The organism is Moraxella nasibovis (assembly GCF_029581575.1).
Classification (GTDB): domain Bacteria; phylum Pseudomonadota; class Gammaproteobacteria; order Pseudomonadales; family Moraxellaceae; genus Moraxella; species Moraxella nasibovis.
This window is the reverse complement of record NZ_CP089975.1, coordinates 164143-182054: the sequence shown is the minus strand read 5'-3', so window position 1 is coordinate 182054 and position 17912 is coordinate 164143. Positions and strand designations below refer to the sequence as shown.

The window sequence follows — 17912 nt, the reverse complement described above, 5'->3', positions numbered from 1 at the left end:
GTCAATGAGTTGTTGTATTTCTACATTAAAATTAAATGATTGATTATAAAGATATTTTTATTTTTAGTATAAATTGCAAATTTCCATATTTACGCTTGGAAACAGCGAAAGTTGGGGGATTGTTTTTCTGAAAGAGCGGAAAGGCCTGATAAAGGCGAACTGATTTCAGTAACAATTAACTCTGGTGTCATTAAATCTAGCGATTTGGACAGAAAGGACAATTCAAGCAAAGACAAAAGCAATTACAAAAAAGTTGAAATTAACGACATTGCTTATAACTCTATGAGAATGTGGCAAGGTGCAAGTGGCGTATCCGCTTATTCAGGCATTTTAAGCCCTGCGTACACGGTTTTGATACCAAACGAAGGTGTTTCGCCATTGTTCTTTTCCTATCAATTTAAGTTAGAGAAAATGCTTGATTTGTTTAGAGTAAATTCACAAGGTTTAACATCGGATACTTGGAATTTAAAATACCCCTTGATAAAAAACATTGAAGTTTTCATCCCAACCCTAGCCGAACAACAAGCCATTGGCGAGTTTTTTAAACAACTAGACGACACCATCGCTTTTCATCAGCGTGAGTTAGAAAAATACCAGCAATTAAAGCAAGTTTTGCTTGACCAACTTTTTGTGTAAAAATATGTAAATTTTACCAAAATATGTTATGATTTTACGCGTTATTGCCCAAACGGAGCAAAAAAATGACCCAAAAAACCACCCAAACCGAAACCGAACTTGAATTAGAAATCATTGACCGCCTATCCAAATACGGCTGGACACCCCGTCCCGATTTGTATTACAAAACCGAAAGCGAATTATTAGCCAACTGGCGAGCCATTTTAAACGCTCAAAACAAAGACCGCTTGCAAGGCGTGGAATTGACCGACAACGAATTTAGACAATTGACCGCACAAATTTTTGCCGTCAAAAGCCCAATAGAAGCAGGCAAAATGCTTGCCAACGGGCAATTACAAATCGTACGAGACGCCAAAGGTTTGGAAAATACACCGTTATTTTTGGAGTTTTTTTGGCGACACGATGTCGGTGGAGGTCGCAACAGCTATGAAATCGTCCGCCAAATTACCCGCCCTGCCAGCAAAGAACACCGAAAAGACCGCCGTTTTGACATTACCTTATTGATTTCTGGCATTCCTGTGATTCATTTGGAACTTAAAAAAGACGGCATTAAAACCGATGAAGCCTTTTATCAAATCAAACGATACAGCGAAGAATTAAGTTTTTCAGGATTTTATTCGCTGATTCAAATTTTTGTGATATTAAATCCTGATGAATGCCGTTATTTTGCCAATTTTGGGCATTATGATAAATTTAATTTTAAATTTGCCTTTAATTGGAAAGATTTTGACAATCAAAATGTATTTGGCACCAGTCAATTTATTGAAAAAGTTTTATCCGTACCAATGGGGCATAAATTGGTGTCGCTTTATACCATTTTTGATAATGAACGAAACGCCTTAAAGGTATTGCGGTCATATCAAATTTATGCGGTGGAAGCAATATTAGAACGATTAAATGGAGCGGAGTTTGGCATAAATCACGAATCTAAATTGGGTGGTTATGTTTGGCATACCACAGGTTCAGGCAAAACAATGACTTCGTTTAAAACAGCCGAATTGGTCAGCACTTTGCCCAATGTGGATAAAGTCGTGTTTTTGGCGGACAGAAATGAACTGGTTAAACAAACCATTGACGAATATCAATCTTTTGGCGAAGAAGACAGCATTACCACCACTCGTAATTCTTATGCTTTATTAAAAGCCATCAATCATAAAACCAAAGACAAACTTATTGTTACCAGCATTCAAAAAGCCAATAAAGTCGCAGGCTTAGACCAAGATAAAATCAAAGATAAAAACATTGTATTTATTGTTGATGAAGCTCATCGCTCTACCGCAGGCGAAATGCTCATTCAAATTCGGCAAATGTTCGGTCGCTCTATTTGGTTTGGTTTTACGGGTACGCCCTTATTGGACGACAATCAAAAATCGGTTACCACTGCCGAACTTTTTGGTAATCCTTTGCATATTTATTCGGTGGCGGACGGTATTGCCGATAATAATGTACTTGCCTTTGATGTTCGCCAAAATTTTACTTATGACGCTTATGAATTACGCCAAAAAATTGCTGAACATAAAGACCCGTCAAAAGGCGATGTTTATCAAAAATGGCTGTCTGAAAAAGATGATTTAGCCATAGAAAAAGAATTGCCCGAAGACAATTATGGCGAAAATCATATTGATATGGTGATTAAAGACATTTTAAGAAAATGGGACAATAATTCGTCCAATCGTTTATTTTCGGCAATGCTCACGGTGAAAGACATTAAAACCGCCAATTTGTATTTTGAGAAATTAAAAAACAATGATAAAAATATCAGCGTGGCGGTCATTTATGATGACAGCGACCGAAATCAAGAAAATGATTTGGAAAACAGTCTAAAATTAGAACAAGCCATTATTCATTACAATCAAAGATTTAATACTGATTTTGGTATTGATAATGTGCCAGCGTATAAAACCGATTTAATGGACAGATTGGCTCGCCGTTATCAATACCAAGAAGTTGATGACCACACTCGCCTTGATTTGGTGATTGTGGTGCAGCAGCTTTTGACAGGGTTTGACGCCCCCTATTTAAATACGCTTTATGTGGATAAATTATTGGATTATGCCAATTTAATTCAAGCCTTTTCACGCACCAATCGCATTACCGACAGCCGAAAACCTTATGGTATTATTGAATATTATCGCCGTCCTTTGCAAATGAAACTGCAAATTGACAAGGCTTTTGAATTATACGCCAATAAAAAAGCGGGTGGCAGTTTGATGAATGCCCCAAAATTAGAAGAAACTTTGGCGGTTATTCGTGATATTTATCAAGACATTGCCACGCTTTTTCCCAAAAATGATAATGGGCAACCTGATTTTTCGGCTTTGCCTGATGATTTGCCGACACAAAAACAATTTGTACGCTGGGCAAATGAATTGGAAAAAAATATGATTAAAATCCGCCAACAAGGATTTGATATGGCAAATGGCGAAGATATGGCAAAATTGCCGTTTGACATTGAAGATTATGGGCGATTGCAAGCCCGTTATCTTGATGTGCAAAATGAACATTCGGGTGAAACAGGTGGCGATGATTCTGGCATTTTATTGATTGATAACACGCTGATTAGTGGCGAACGCATTAAAATTGACAACGACTATATCAGTCAATTATTAAAAAACATCAATCAATCGCAAAACAATGCCGATATTGCACGCTTTAATGAATTGTCCACGCAATACCGCAAAACCGACCAAGAATTATTAAAACAAATTTTGGCGGACGCGATAGAAGGTAAATTACCCGATGACATTTCTTTAAATTTATTGCTCGACAAATACCGTGAAAGCCGTGAAAAAAGCACGATTTTTGAATTGGTGAATTTGTTTGATTTGGATAAATCTTTATTTGAAAAATTATTACATCATCACGTTTTTGGCAAAGAAGATTGGCACGAGTTTAATTTATTAAAAGATTTGGCAAAAACCGCCGATATGGAAAAAGTCGCCAGTTTATATGAAAAAGAAAACGGCAAATCTGGCAATAAAATGACTTTAAAAAAATATGTGGAAGACAAAATCAAATTCCATATTGAAAAAATATTAAGTGAACGATAAAGCAATCAGCCAATTCTCTATGTTGGAAAATTGGCTGATTTTTTTCAGACAGCCTGAAAAAATTAAACTACACCATTAACACAATGACGCCAAATGTCGCATCACAATATCGGTATCTTTGTTTTCAAGTTCTTGAATGATATGCAAATAAGTTTGCTGAGTGGTGGTCATACTAGAATGCCCAAGCCGTCTTGCCACGCTGGCAATGGAAACACCTGCAAACAAAAGTAATGACGCGTGCGTATGGCGTAAACCGTGTACGGTAATCACCGATACGCCTGCTTTTTTACAATGGCGGGCAATGCGGTAATTGACGGTGGAATTATAAACCTTATCGCCTGTTTTCATTAGGCTGATAAAAATGGGTGTTTCAGATTCGCTGTTTAAGTTTTTGATTAAGCCTGAAAACTGCATTACCGTTTGCCAATCTAATTGAATTTTGCGAATTGATGAGCGGTTTTTGGTGGGTAAAAATCCGCCATTGTTTTTATAATCCCAAGTTTTGCTGACGCTTAAAGTTTGGTGAGCAAAGTCAAAATCGCCTGCGGTAATGGCAAGGGCTTCGGAAAACCGCATTCCTGTTTTGGCAATCAATAAAATAAACCAATCCCAATTTAATTGCTGGCTTAAATTGAGTTGCTTTAATACCAATTGCAATTCGTTTTGATGTAAAAATTTGATTTTTTTATTGGCGGGGGTTTTGCCTTTGATGATGGCTTTGCGAGTGGGGTCATTATCAATCAAGCCTTCATCAACCGCATCCAAAATCGCCCCTTTGATCTGATGATGAAAGTCCATTGTGGTTTGGCGTTCGTGGAATTCAGCATAATCGTTGAGCAATTTTTGATAACGAGAACGCGACAATTCGCCAACCTGCAATTCTGGAGCAAGTTTTTTGAGCCAATACAGGCTGGACTGGTATTTTTTCATCGTAACAGGACGCACCGCGCCTTCTTTGTAGGTTTTGACCCATTCGGCAAAATAGTCGGAAAATAAAGTTTGTTTCATAAAATAAATACTCTTGGTAAATAAAGGAGTGTTTATTTTAGGATTTTTGGAATTTTATGGGTAATGCTTTCAGCCAGCCCAAAAACCATTTTTCGTTTCAAATAATAGCCAACCATCAAAATTACCAATTATTTTTTAATCTAAAAATTCCTAATAATAGCTCTACTTTTAACCATTTTGAGCATAACTTATCGCCCCACCTCCCAGCCCACAATACCCCTCATTTTCCCAAAACAACCCCCGATCTGCTATAATAATGCACTTGCAACCCCAACCAAAACCATAGGACAGCCAGATCCTAATGGTTTGATTTATTTGATGTATGATGAAACCCATTTTTAAAAAACTCCTTAAATTCACCCTAGCCACTTTGGGCATACTCGCCCTGATTGTGGCGATTTTGGGCGTGATGTTGTACCGCAATTTGGGCGATTTGCCTGACGAGAGCCGTTTTGCCCATTTGCCCTATTATAAAAACGGGCAATTTGTGAACCTTTATACCGATGATTTGCCTTATTATCCCGACAAAGCGACTGGCAAAGGCGGCTTTATTCGCCATGACGGTTATACACCGAATGGTCGTTTACCCATGATTTTATTGGATAAAACCCATTTTGGGCAGCCTGAAAACTTCGCCTATTATTGGCTTGGACACGCCACCGCCATTTTGGAATTGGACGGACAACGCTTTTTGATCGACCCCGTGTTTGACAACGCCAACCCCTTGAATTTGCCCCTGATTGCCCCACGCTTTCAGGAAGCCCCTATTAGCCGTCAAAACCTGCCCGACATTGATGTGGTGCTGATTAGCCACGACCATTACGACCATTTGGAAGCGACCACCATTCGCCATTTGGCGGACAAAGCAAAACGCTTTATCGCACCGCTTGGCGTGGGGGCAAGATTAGAGTCGTGGGGCGTTTCGCCTGATAAAATCACCGAACTCGGTTGGGGCGACTCCACGATGGTTGGCACGGTCAAACTCACCGCCGAGCCGTCCCAACATTACACTTCTCGCTGGACAAACGACCGCAACAAAACTTTGTGGGCATCTTTTGTACTGGAAGGGAGCAAACGGCTGTATTGGAGTGGCGACACGGGTTACGCCCAGCATTTTAGCGACATCGGCAAAAAATATGGCGGATTTGACATCGCCTTTATGGAAATTGACGCGGCGAATGCAGGCTGGCCCAAAACGCATATGTTTGCCCACCAATCGGTGCAAGCAAGCCTAGATTTAAACGCCAAAAAAATCGTGCCAATGCACTGGGGCGTGTTTAGTCTTGGTAGAAATCCGTGGTATGAATCCATTGATAATGCGGTAAAAAGTGCCAAAGAACAGGGTTTGCCGATTGATGTGCCGAAAATGGGCGAGAAATATGCGGACGGTTTTGTGGGGGAAAATTGGTGGACACAACCAGAATTGCGTAGGATAATAAAGACAACACAGCAAAAAGAGCCATAGGAACATACATGACAAAAATAACGACACACCTGCGCCGCCAAAACATCACTCTGTCATGGCGGCGCTATGGCATTGATGCTTTGAACGGCATGGCGATGGGGCTGTTTGGTTCGCTGATTGTCGGCTTGATTTTAAAAAACATCGGCACTTGGGCGAACATCTCGGCACTTATCACGGCAGGCACGCACGCACAAATGGCGGTGGGCGGTGCGATTGGTGTGGGCGTGGCTTTTGGCTTAAAAGCGCCGCCCTTGGTGCTGTTCTCGGCGGTGGCGACAGGGCTTGCAGGGGCAGAGCTTGGCGGTGTTGTCGGTGCATTGATCGCAAGCATCATCGGCACAGAATGCGGAAAACTCATCCACAAAACCACGCCCATCGACATCATCATCACGCCTGCCGTCGCTCTGCTAGCTGGCATTGGCACGGCTTATGCCATCGCACCCAGCATTGCCGCCTTGATGATGGCGCTTGGTTCGTTCATCGTGTGGGCGATGGCATTGTCGCCGATTTTGACCAGCATCATCATCGCCATCACGATGGGGCTGCTTTTAACCCTGCCCATTTCCAGTGCCGCCATCGCCATCAGCCTTGATTTGTCAGGCGTGGCAGCAGGGGCAGCGACGGTCGGCTGTGCCGCTCAAATGGTTGGCTTTGCACTGATGAGCTACCGTGACAACCAAGCGCACCTACCCAATGGCGGTCTGCACGGCATCATCGCACAAGGCTTAGGTACGAGCATGCTACAAATGCCCAACATCATCAAAAATCCCAAAATCTGGCTACCGCCCACGCTCACTGGGGCGATTTTGGCACCGTTTGCGACCGCTGTTTTTGGTATGACGAACATCGCCATCGGTGCAGGCATGGGCACATCAGGCTTGGTTGGGCAAATCGGCACGCTGGATGCGATGGGATTTAGCGTCCGCACGGTGGTTTTGATTGTCTTATTTCATCTGATTTTGCCTGCAATTTTGACGCTCATCTTTGCCAAAATCATGCACAAAAAAGGCTGGATCAAAGACGGCGACCTAACCCTACCAGACCTTAAAATCAATAACCAATAGTACAGCATCTGGCGCCACACCCAAAAACTTATCACAGCACACGCAAAACCTATCAAATTTGGGCAAGATTTGGTATCATAAGCAAGATTGTGCGTTCGCAATTACGGACAAAACAAATCCATCTTTTTTGACTATTTTTAAAATCAAAACGAGCATAAAATGACCGACCTAAATATCCACATCGTAGATCACCCTTTGGTTCGCCACAAGCTGTCCTTGATGCGTGAAAAAGACAGCAGCACCTACAAATTTCGCACGCTGACCAAAGAGCTGGGTCGCTTGATGGCGTACGAAGCGAGCCGTGATTATGAGATTGAACAATTTACAATGCAAGGCTGGTGCGGCGAAATCACTGGCGAGCAAATCAAAGGCAAAACCGTAACCTTAGTGCCGATTTTGCGTGCTGGCATCGGCATGCTTGATGGCGTGCTAGACCTACTGCCTACCGCAAAGATCTCGGTGGTCGGCTTGCAACGAGACGAAGAGACGCTTGAGCCTGTGCCATTTTTTGAAAAATTTGTCAAAGACATTGACAAGCGCCCTGCTCTCATCTTAGACCCAATGCTTGCCACAGGTGGTAGTATGGTCGCCACCATTGACATGCTAAAAAAACACGGCTGCACCAACATCAAAGCCCTAGTGCTGGTTGCCGCTCCAGAAGGCGTGCGTCTGGTCAATGAAGCCCACCCAGATGTGAAAATCTACACCGCCGCCCTAGACAGTCACCTAAACGAAAACGGCTACATCATTCCAGGTCTGGGCGATGCTGGCGACAAGATTTTTGGCACCAAAGAGCTGTAAGTCTTATTGTATCCATAAAAATATCCGCCACATTGCGGATATTTTTATGCTGATCAGATCAGGCATTATCATGCAAAACCCAATGCATTCAATGGTTTAAACATAAATCATGTAGGGCGGGTTTTACCCACCATTTTTATTGCGACCATTTGAATTTTTTAGGTTTTCGCTTTGCTCAGCCTACGCCCCTACTCCACCTTTTAAGCTTGGCGTATGGCTTAAGCATCGGGCAATTTTGCCATCCAAACCGCCACCGCCACGCACAGCACACTGACCATCACCGCAAGCCACAGCATGTCGTCAGGCAGCTGATAAAACATAATGGCGCACGACACCGTCATCATGCCCCACGCCAGATATTTGGCAAAGCGTGGCATGGCACGGCGCTCTTCCCAGTCTCGTAGCATTTTGCCAAAAATTTTATGCCCAAGCAGATAGCCATAAAATCGCCGAGAACTTTTCGCCCAACAATAGCCCGCAAGCAAAATAAACACCGTCGTCGGCAATCCGGGCAAAACCACTCCCAAAATCCCCAATCCCAAAAACACAAACCCCAGCAAAAAAAACGCCCAGCGCACCATGCGATTGGCATGGAGTCGCTCTTTGTCATCAAGCGGTCCGCTCGGTTTTTTGGGCGATTGGGACATAAAAAATAAACCAAAATGTCGATAATTTTACTTGCAAATCATAGCGATTAGAATATAATGATAAGCAATAGCATTATCAATAATGCCTGCTTTGCCTTGAAATCCGGACATTTCAAGCAATCCATATCATAACACAAGCCAGCGATTTATCAAAAATGATTATTGTTATTTTTTTCAATGAGATGAATTGCTTTTTTAAATTCATAGGTGATTTATGAACAAGCTTACTCTATCAGAAGCCCTAAAAGAACACTCACGCACCACGCACGATGCGGTGGATCATCTGGTCATGAGTATGCAACCCTTTGCCAATCATGACAATTATCGCAAATTTCTACAAACACAATTTGAATTTCACAGCACCGTCAATCCCATCTACCACAACGAAAAACTTGCTGCCCAATTTGAAGGCTTGGCAGAATTAAGTCGACTAGAACGAGTCAAATCCGACATGAAAGATTTGCAAGTGACCGCCTATGGCAAAGATGTGGAAGTGCCAAGCTACACCGATGACGAAGCGATCGGCTGGCTATACTGCGTAGAAGGCTCGAATGTTGGTGCGGCGATTTTGTACAAAGAAGCAGGCAAAATTGACCTAAATGACGACTTTGGGGCGGCGCATCTGGCGGCTCACCCAGACGGTCGTATGCCACACTGGCGTTCGGTCAAGGCCAAAATTGATGCCCTGCCCATCAACGATGAGCAAAGACAAGCTGCCATGAAAGGGGCGGACGATGCGTTTGCTTATTTTAAACGAGTGGTGCGTAAAGTGTATGGCGTGGCAGAATAACCGCCAGATTTGCATCATCACACCCACCAAATGACAAAAGCATAGGGGCGAAAAATATTTCGCCCCAGCTTGATTATGACAACTTTTTCACCACAAAGCCAAGCTGCTTGACGGATTCTTCTTGTTCAAGCGGTGCAAGCGTGGCTTTGGCGTAGGGCTTGTCTTTAAGATATTTTTTGGCAACTCGTTTTAAATCATCCATCGTTACCGCCAAAATCTTCGCCCGAAGTGCCTGCTGATACGCTTTATCTCGCCCATGTAGCGTCGAAAAACACGACTTGACCGCCTCGCCTGCTGGCGAACCAGGCTTATCCATGCCAGCGATGATACCGATGATTGCTTCTTCTAGTTGAGCCTCGTCATGCTCACTGTCAATGAGCCAATCAATACTTGCTAAGAAATGATTAAAAGTCTCTTGACAATGTGGATCTCGGTAGCTATAAAACTTAAACGCCGCCGCATTGCTATCAAAGCTCGCCCCACCGCCATAAGCACCACCCTTTTCACGAATGGCAGAATGCAGATAGCCATTACGCAAGAACGGTGCAAGCACCATCAATGCAGGCGTATCCGCATCATCAGATGTGGTCGCAGCGTAGGCGGCGGCGTTATGATACACATTGGTTGAGATGAGCCAAGCGGTGTCTTGCTCGCTGTTATTATTTAAAATTTCTAACAAATCATCAAACGGCAAAGGCTCTGCTTGCACCGCCACAGAGCGAGACTTAGTATGCAGCGTTTGGGTGATTTTGTCGGTCAAGGCTGGTGCCATCTCACGCTCACACACCACGATGACATCTTTTGGTAGGCTTACGATACTTGCGTGCAGTGCCGACAGACGCTCGGACAGCACACGCCATTTGTCATCGCCCTCTTGTGCCAAAAACGCCTTCAACGCCACCAACGCAGGCAAGCCTGAGAACGCATATTCAATCTTGGCAAGACGGCTCATGTTTTGGCTGGCGGTCTGCATGGCGTAGGCGTGTCCTGCACCAGTCAGACGAGATTGCCAACCGCTTTGTTTTTGCTGCAAAAGCTCACGAATGCGGTCAGTTTCGCTAAAGATGGTCTCATCCAGCACTTCGCTGACCAATTCCACCGCCTCTAATTTGCGGTTCAAGGCACGAGTTGCCACCACAAAATAACTGCTCATCTTATCCTTATCTGCCGTGTCAGTACGCTGACTGATGCGAGCCGTCACACCTGACGAACACGCCGCCTGCACCGCCTGAAAAGTGCGTGCCTCGTGCTGTGTCGTACCCACTTCTGACAACAAAGTCAGATAAATCGGCAACAAAGGATTGTTCAAAATCTCGTCCGCCTGCTTGCCAAGCTCAATCACCACTTGATAATAATACAGACCATTCGTCCCTGCGTGATATTCATACAAAGTGCGTGTCTCATCGCCCAGCATGATGGTTTTTTGATTGGCGTGCGTAAAGCTGACCTCACTTGGAATGTCAGCAAGCCCCACTTTTGGCAACAGATTCACATCATCTACCATCGCTTGACGAGCTTGCAAATCGCTCATTTTTTGGCGAATGACGGCACGATCATCATCGCTCATTGCCTGATCCAGTGTATCTAGTGTCGCTTGCTCGTCTGCGATGAGCCGCTCGGCTTTGCCTTTGTCTGGCGAGACGGTCAAACGCACACGGTGCGGATTGTCCAATAAGTGCTTTTTAATGAGTGATGGCACAAAATTCGGATCACTCGCCTGCTGTCTTAGCCACGCCAAATGCTCGTCAATCTGCCACACATCCAAAGGATCGCCCCCATGCAACACCGTGCTAAACGCCTCAAGCATCAGCGTCAAACCATAAGGCATACTGTCGCCACCGATGTGTCTTTGGTCAAGCTCTATCTGATGTAGCACCGTCTCAATCGTCTGGGCATCCACGCCTTGCTGTACCACTTGTGCCAACAAGCCCAAAATCCCCTGCTCCACCTCATCGGCGTACTCAACATCGCTGCCACGCACGCCTGCATAAAACACCATTTCATAATGGCTGTCATCTAGCCCAAGTAGCGGACTGGGTGCGGTCGCATGAGCATAGCTCTCCAAATACGCACGCAGCGGCGAACCTGAATGCTCGGCAAGCACCCCTTCCATCAAGCGAAGTGACAGACGCTCTTTTGGGTTGCTGATGGTCGGTAGTAGCCAAGACAGCACATGATGGGTCATTTGCTTGCCATCATCATCGGCGGTATAAGTATCAAACACCTGCACTGGCTGGCTTAGCCTTTGTTCGGTAACAGATGCAAATTTTTTACCCACTTTTGGACGCTCAATGTCATCAAAACGGCTTAGCACCTGCTCTTGTAGATGTGCCTGAATGTCTGTCGCCTCAATATTACCAAAACTCATGACGATGGCATTGGACGGATGATAGTGCGTCTGATGAAACTTGACCAAATCCTCATGAGTCAGATTGACGATGTGCTTTGGATCGCCACCAGAATTATAGTGGTAAGTGGTCGTTGGGAATAAGTGCGGTGTCAGTGCATAATACAGCTGCTCAATCTCGCCACTCATCGCCCCTTTCATTTCATTAAAAACAATGCCGTGATATTCAGGCTTGCCATGCTCATCAAGCTCAATGCGAATGCCCTCTTGGGCAAAATCCAGCTCGTGAATGTTCGGAAAAAAACACGCATCGGCATACACGGACAATAGATTAAAAAAGTCGTTTCTGTTTTGGGTAGCAAAAGGATACATCGTCCAGTCTGCCGCCGTCATTGCATTCATAAAGGTCTGCAAAGAACGCTTAATCATGCTAAAAAAAGGGTCTCGCACAGGGTATTTTTCGCTACCGCACAGCACCACATGCTCCAAAATGTGTGCCTCGCCTCGTGAAGTCATCGGCTGTGTCGCAAAGCCAATCATCAAGGCATTCTCATCATTATCACACGCCAAGTGATAATGAATCAGCCCTGTGTCTTTATGGCGATAATGCGTTACATCAATGTTTAATGCGTCAATCTTGGTGGTGCTAATTTGCTCAAAAGATGCGTGAGTTGTCATAATTTTTCCCAACTGTTGGTTATTTTATACCTACCAAACTGATAAAGTAATACAACTTTTGTAGGTTGGGTTAGCGACAGCATAACCCAACATATTATTGTAACTCATTGAACTCGTTGGGTTTCGTTTCACTCAACCCAACCTACGACATCATATCATTCTGTGGTAATTTTACCATTCGGTAGCTATAAATGATAATTATAGGCAATAAACCTGCTAGTGTAGCATAATTTACCATCAAAAAAGCGAAAATCTTGCAAGCTTTTAAATTTGATAAAACTCATTGATTTATCAAAACGCAGCAAAATCAGCCCCAGTATTTAAAACAGCGCTCAAAACAGCCCACTTAAAACAACAAAAAACCGTAAGTCAGACTTACGGTTTTGTGAACTTTTGAATGCTCAGTAGGCTGGCATCAGTCGTCGATTTTGCTTTTTAGCACTTTGCCAGTCTTGGCATCGACAGACACATCATACTCCACGCCTTGTGCGGTGATGACATCAACATCAAAATGCGCACCAAGGCGGCGGCTGTGGTCAAATTCGACTTTCTTGACGACGCTGCCATTGACATGAGACTTGGCGATTTCGCCTGCTTTGTCATGAGTGATGTACTGCGCTTTGTTGCGCTCATAGATGCGTGCGTCGTCGTCTGCCATGGCAGGCGCAGCAGTAATAGCAGTGGCAGCTAGGGTCAGTGCGGTAAGAAGTTTTTTCATGGAATGTCTCCGTTTGGGTTTGGGTTGTTGTTTTGATGTGCTTATGGTAACAAGGCAGATTTAGGCTAATATTAGGTGTTTGCAATTTTTTGTAAAATTAAAGACGCATCTTGTAAGTACATCAAGCATACTGTCATCGCACCGACTCAAACCTTGTGAACAATATCCGTTTAAGATCGGTGTCGCTCTGATGGCTAAGCTGTGCGCGTCTGACAACATAAAAAAGAACGCCAAGCACCGTCCACGCCACAAGCGCATAGCGAGATGGCAGGCTCAATGCGCCAACCGAATTTGGCAGCAGCAACAACAGCAAGAACCCCACCGAGATCACCATGCCCAAAATACCCAGCACACGCTGACGGCTGTTTTTGTCTTGGACAGTCATGCCAAACACTGCCCCATCACGCCCCATCTTATAAGTGCAAGCGCAAGTATAAAAGAAGGTTACAGCGATGCCGACACTCGCCATGTCCACAATCCACAAAAGCGCCGCCCGCCCAAACCAAGGGCTAATCAGGCACACCGCCATCACCGCATAAAATGCCACCGTAGGCGTGCCATGCACAGGGTGCAATCTACCAAAAACAGACGGCAGCATCTGGCTGCGGCTAAGCGTCAAAATCACTCGGCTTGCCGCCACATAAAAGCCATTTAACCCTGTCAATACACCCATGCTGACTGCCACCACCATCAGCACCAAGCCAAATTTACCCATCACCGATGAAATCGCCGCCCCTGTCGCCCATGAGCTGTCTGCAAAGGCTGCCATGTTTTGCCCAAAGGCAAACGCCGCCGCCAAAATCACTGCAATGTATAAAAAACTGGCGCTCAGCACACTGGCGATGAGCAGCTTCATGATTTTTTTGGGTGAAAATTGAAACTCGCCTGCCAGCTGCGGCACGCCATCAAAGCCGACATACGCCCACGGTGCAAACGCCACAATCGCCGCCACCGCCGCCCAAAAGCCCACGCCATCAGGTGGCATCAGTGGCAAAGGCGTGCTGTGCGTGACGAAATGCGCACCCGTCCCAAGCAGTACAGTCGCCACGCCAACGAGCATCAGAACCACCGCCAAAAACTGCACTCGTCCCGAGACGGCAGTATTATTGGCATTCAAATACGCAAACCCTACCAAAAACAGCGACGACACCGCCACCTCTGGCGCATAAATCGTCCAACCAGAAATCTCATACAGCGCCCCTTGCATCATCACCTCAGGAATGATAAGCCTTAGCACCAGCGTCACCGCCGACGCATTGAGCGAGATGATACTGGCATAGCCAAGCATGAGCGCCCAGCCTGCGATGAACCCATGCGTACGCCCAAAAGCCGCCAGCGCAAAGGCAATGCCACCGCCAGTCACAGGCAAAGATCTGGTCGCATAGCCATAGTTGATGGCGATGACACCGATGAGTAGCGTGCCGATGACAAAGCCTGTGATGACCGCCAAAAGTCCCGATGACGACAGCCAGTCAAAGGGCAGTACAAACGCACCCCAGCCCACCGCCGAGCCCACCGCCATCGCATAGACCCAGCTTGCTTTAAAACCCTGTTTTGCTGGCGTGGTCTGATTTGCCTGATTCATTCTTGTTTTCCTTGTTAGATTTTAGGTTTGCCATCATTCATTTAAGCATAAGGGCGAACAAACTCGCCCTTAATTACAAATTGCATGACAATCATGATTGTTTTTTTAAACCCACCGAATAGCAAAATTACCACAAAATTATGTGATGCCGTAGGTTGGGTTGAGGTACGAAACCCAACAAATTCAATGAGTTATAACAATAAGTTGAGTTACCATACCGACCAGTATCAATTGGGCCTAGCCCACCCTACGCGGCGTAATAAGGCTCATCGCCATTAACGGTGGCTCGGTGCATGATGCGGTGCGCATCACCATAATCAAACAACGCCTTGTGCTGCGTGGCACGGTTGTCCCAAATCGCCACATCGCCTTCTTGCCACGCCCAGCGCAGATGAAATTCTTCTTTCACAGCGTGCTGAGTTAGAAAATCAAGCAGCTCTTTACCTTCATCTTCTGGCAATTCGTTAATCTTAGCAGTAAAGCCTTCGCTGACAAACAAAATCGGCTTGCCTGTGTCAGGGTGCGTGCGTACCACAGGGTGCGTGACGGGCGGATTTTTGCGATAAATCTCTTCTAGACGAGCCTGCTCTTCTTCGCTTACCCCACCAAAACGCTCTTGTGGGAAAGACAGACGAATGTCATGCAGTGCTGTTAAGCCTTTGATTTGATTTTGAATGTCGCTTGGCAACGCCTCAAACGCTGCCGTACCGCTCGCCCACAGCGTATCGCCACCTGATGGCGGAATTTTGACCGCACGCAGAACACAGCCCAAAGGTGGCGTTTTGCTAAAAGTCACATCGGTATGCCAAAGCTCATTGTCTCTTAGGTCGGTCTCGTGGCTGTCCAGCACGATGACTTCTGGCACATTTGGTACGGTTGGGAAAACTGGGTGAATGTGCAGACTGCCAAATGACTTAGCAAGATTGACCTGCGATGCGGTCTGCAAATCCTGATTTCTAAAAAAAATCACCTGATGTTTCAGCAAAGCATCTTTAATCTGAGACAGCGTTTCGTCATTTAAGTGATTCAAATCAACACCGCTGACGATGGCGCCGATGGTGTCTTTGATGGGTGTGATGGTCAGTTGTGTTGTCATGATAAAGCCCTTTTTGTTGAATCATAAATCTTGAAAATAGTCATATAGTAATGACAATGCACGCAAATTTAAAACAACAAAAAAGAATTAACTAATACATATTTTGCATAATCCCAAAACACGAAAAACAGGCTGACGGATACGGTAATTTTTGTTATACTAGAACCAAAATGAGCAAAGCGCTCGGTCAGCAATCAGCAAAAGGAGAATGTGATGTATCAACATGTGTTATTAGTTACGGATTTACGAGACGACACCGACCTGGTCGCCGCCAAAGCCAAGTGGATTTTGGACGCATCGCCAAGTGCCGAGCTGTCGGTGCTGCACATCGTTGAAGAGACCATGCTTGGCTTTGGCTATGAGCTGATCCCTGCCGCTGCCTTGCACGAGAGCATCGATGACGAACGCTGTCAAGAAGCCCGCTCTCGTCTGGCGCAAGTGCTTGCCAGAAATGACCTGCACGCCCATAGTGTCAATATCAAAACCGCCATCTCTGGACGAAAAGGCATCGTGGATTATTGTGACAAGCACACCATCGATCTGGTGGTCATCGGTCGCCACAAGCGCACAGGTCTAAACGCATGGCTGACTGGCGCAACAGCGGACAGCATTTTGCCTGACATTGACAGCGACTTGCTCGTGGTGCAGCTGGCGGCGGAGTGAGCGGACAGCTAAGCCATCAAATAACTGGCTTTTTGGGCGTACCTTTACGCCCTTTTTTTAGCCATGATTTTTAAACACTGCTTTTTAATTTCAAATTGTTTTAACAACCTTTATCACTAGGAAAACCATGTACGACATCATCGCCATCGGCAACGCCCTTGTAGATACCGAATTTAAAATCACCGACGACACGCTTTCTGCCACAGGGCTGACTCGTGGCAACATGACACTTGCCGAGCTTGATACCCAAAACGCCCTATTTGCCACGCTTGCCCAAGCAGGCAACAGCCCTGCCAAACAAGCAGGTGGTGGCTCGGCGGCTAACAGCGTGGTGGCGTTTTCAGCATTGGGCGGTCGTGCGTTTTATAATTGCCGAGTGGGCGGCGATGACATGGGCGACTTTTACCTTGCCGACCTAGAAAAATCAGGCGTAACCACAGATGCAAGCGTCGCCATCGACCCTGATGGCACGACAGGCTCATGTGTGGTGCTGGTGACGGCAGATGGCGAACGCACCATGCAGACGCATCTTGGCACAAGCAGTCAAATCAACGAAAACAACATCAACTTTGACGCCCTATCAGGGGCAAAATGGCTCTACCTAGAAGGCTATCTGGCGATGTCGCCGTCCATCACGACAGGGCTTGCCAAACTACGCCAAAATGCAAAAGATCAAGGCGTAAAAGTCGCTGTCAGCTTTGCCGACCCTGCGGTGGTCAAGTTTGCCAGAGCAGGGCTTGATGACATGCTGGCAGGCGGTGTGGATGCGATTTTTTGCAATCTTGATGAAGCCATGCTCTACACAGGCGCAGACAGCCACGAGCGTGCGGTGCAGGCATTGGGGCAATATGCCACGCTGGTGGTCGTAACAAATGGCGACAAGCCCACGCTCATCGCTCATCATGGCGACATCATCAGTGTGCCATCGCTTGCTGTCCGTCAAGTGCTAGACACCAATGGCGCAGGTGACAACTACGCTGGGGCGTTTCTTTATGCGCTCACGCAAGGTCATCCTTTGGCGCAGTGCGGGCGTCTTGCCGCCCATGTCTCAGCTCGCATTGTCTCACAGTTTGGTCCTCGTCTAAGCCACGCCGATTATCAAGCAATCAAGAGCGAAGTTTTGGGCTGACCTTAAAATAATCAACCCAAAAACCTTCAAAAATACAAAGGCCTTCATCTTTGCCATCATGCAAAGGATGTAAAGATAAAAAAGGCGCAAGGCATGATCATCCATCGCTCAATCATTTGGGCGATTTTTAATGTCTTGGCTAATGATGGCAAGATTGTCAAAGGCTTGTCACGAGCCACAATCAAAAAAAAACCACCTTTGCCAATCGACAAAGGTGGTTTGGATTTCAAGTAAG

15 protein-coding genes are annotated in these 17912 nt (G+C 45.7%); 9 read left to right on the top strand and 6 right to left on the bottom strand.

Annotation, left to right across the window (positions count from 1 at the left end):
* Positions 1-72: 72 nt before the first annotated feature.
* Positions 73-636 (top strand): restriction endonuclease subunit S, encoded by a 564-nt coding sequence (locus tag LU290_RS00810; protein ID WP_306417090.1) that lies wholly within the window; start codon positions 73-75, stop codon positions 634-636.
* Between the two features lie 65 nt (positions 637-701).
* Entirely contained in the window at positions 702-3686 is a 2985-nt protein-coding gene (locus tag LU290_RS00805) for a type I restriction endonuclease subunit R (RefSeq protein WP_277808695.1), read from the top strand.
* Positions 3687-3761: 75 nt separating this feature from the next.
* Here LU290_RS00805 and LU290_RS00800 read toward each other — a convergent pair whose 3' ends face one another.
* Positions 3762-4694, bottom strand: coding sequence for a site-specific integrase (locus LU290_RS00800; protein WP_277808694.1), 933 nt, complete (start codon positions 4692-4694; stop codon positions 3762-3764).
* A 322-nt stretch (positions 4695-5016) separates the two neighbouring features.
* Between LU290_RS00800 and LU290_RS00795 the strand changes: the two genes are divergently transcribed.
* The 3 genes from LU290_RS00795 to upp all read left to right on the top strand — a co-directional run bounded on the left by LU290_RS00795 (position 5017) and on the right by upp (position 8024).
* Positions 5017-6159, top strand: a complete 1143-nt coding sequence (locus LU290_RS00795; RefSeq protein WP_277808693.1) for an MBL fold metallo-hydrolase — start codon at positions 5017-5019, stop codon at positions 6157-6159.
* Positions 6160-6167: 8 nt separating this feature from the next.
* Complete coding sequence (locus LU290_RS00790) at positions 6168-7223, top strand: PTS sugar transporter subunit IIC (protein WP_277808692.1); 1056 nt, start codon at positions 6168-6170, stop codon at positions 7221-7223.
* 159 nt (positions 7224-7382) lie between these two features.
* Complete coding sequence (upp, locus tag LU290_RS00785; RefSeq protein ID WP_277808691.1) at positions 7383-8024, top strand: uracil phosphoribosyltransferase; 642 nt, start codon at positions 7383-7385, stop codon at positions 8022-8024.
* Between the two features lie 218 nt (positions 8025-8242).
* Here the strand turns inward: upp and LU290_RS00780 are convergent, their stop codons facing one another.
* A complete protein-coding gene (locus LU290_RS00780; RefSeq protein ID WP_277808690.1) occupies positions 8243-8671 on the bottom strand; it encodes a YbaN family protein in 429 nt (142 codons plus the stop codon).
* A 214-nt stretch (positions 8672-8885) separates the two neighbouring features.
* Between LU290_RS00780 and LU290_RS00775 the strand changes: the two genes are divergently transcribed.
* The gene (locus LU290_RS00775; protein WP_277808689.1) at positions 8886-9461 is read left to right on the top strand and encodes a biliverdin-producing heme oxygenase; all 576 of its coding nucleotides are present in this window, start codon (positions 8886-8888) and stop codon (positions 9459-9461) included.
* Positions 9462-9534: 73 nt separating this feature from the next.
* Here the strand turns inward: LU290_RS00775 and LU290_RS00770 are convergent, their stop codons facing one another.
* From LU290_RS00770 to tauD, 4 genes are all read right to left on the bottom strand, one after another.
* On the bottom strand, positions 9535-12489 hold the full coding sequence (locus LU290_RS00770) for an insulinase family protein (protein ID WP_277809519.1): 2955 nt from the start codon (positions 12487-12489) through the stop codon (positions 9535-9537).
* A 412-nt stretch (positions 12490-12901) separates the two neighbouring features.
* Positions 12902-13204 (bottom strand): PepSY domain-containing protein, encoded by a 303-nt coding sequence (locus LU290_RS00765; protein WP_277808688.1) that lies wholly within the window; start codon positions 13202-13204, stop codon positions 12902-12904.
* 133 nt (positions 13205-13337) lie between these two features.
* Entirely contained in the window at positions 13338-14789 is a 1452-nt protein-coding gene (locus LU290_RS00760; protein ID WP_277808687.1) for an APC family permease, read from the bottom strand.
* A 247-nt stretch (positions 14790-15036) separates the two neighbouring features.
* Positions 15037-15885, bottom strand: a complete 849-nt coding sequence (gene tauD, locus LU290_RS00755) for a taurine dioxygenase (protein WP_277808686.1) — start codon at positions 15883-15885, stop codon at positions 15037-15039.
* 213 nt (positions 15886-16098) lie between these two features.
* Here tauD and LU290_RS00750 point away from each other — a divergent pair, with 213 nt between their 5' ends.
* The 3 genes from LU290_RS00750 (at position 16099) to LU290_RS00740 (ending at position 17911) form a co-directional block, all read left to right on the top strand.
* The gene (locus LU290_RS00750) at positions 16099-16548 is read left to right on the top strand and encodes a universal stress protein (protein WP_277808685.1); all 450 of its coding nucleotides are present in this window, start codon (positions 16099-16101) and stop codon (positions 16546-16548) included.
* Positions 16549-16675: 127 nt separating this feature from the next.
* Complete coding sequence (locus LU290_RS00745; protein ID WP_277808684.1) at positions 16676-17677, top strand: adenosine kinase; 1002 nt, start codon at positions 16676-16678, stop codon at positions 17675-17677.
* A gap of 93 nt (positions 17678-17770) precedes the next feature.
* Entirely contained in the window at positions 17771-17911 is a 141-nt protein-coding gene (locus LU290_RS00740; RefSeq protein ID WP_277808683.1) for a hypothetical protein, read from the top strand.
* Position 17912: the final 1 nt, after the last annotated feature.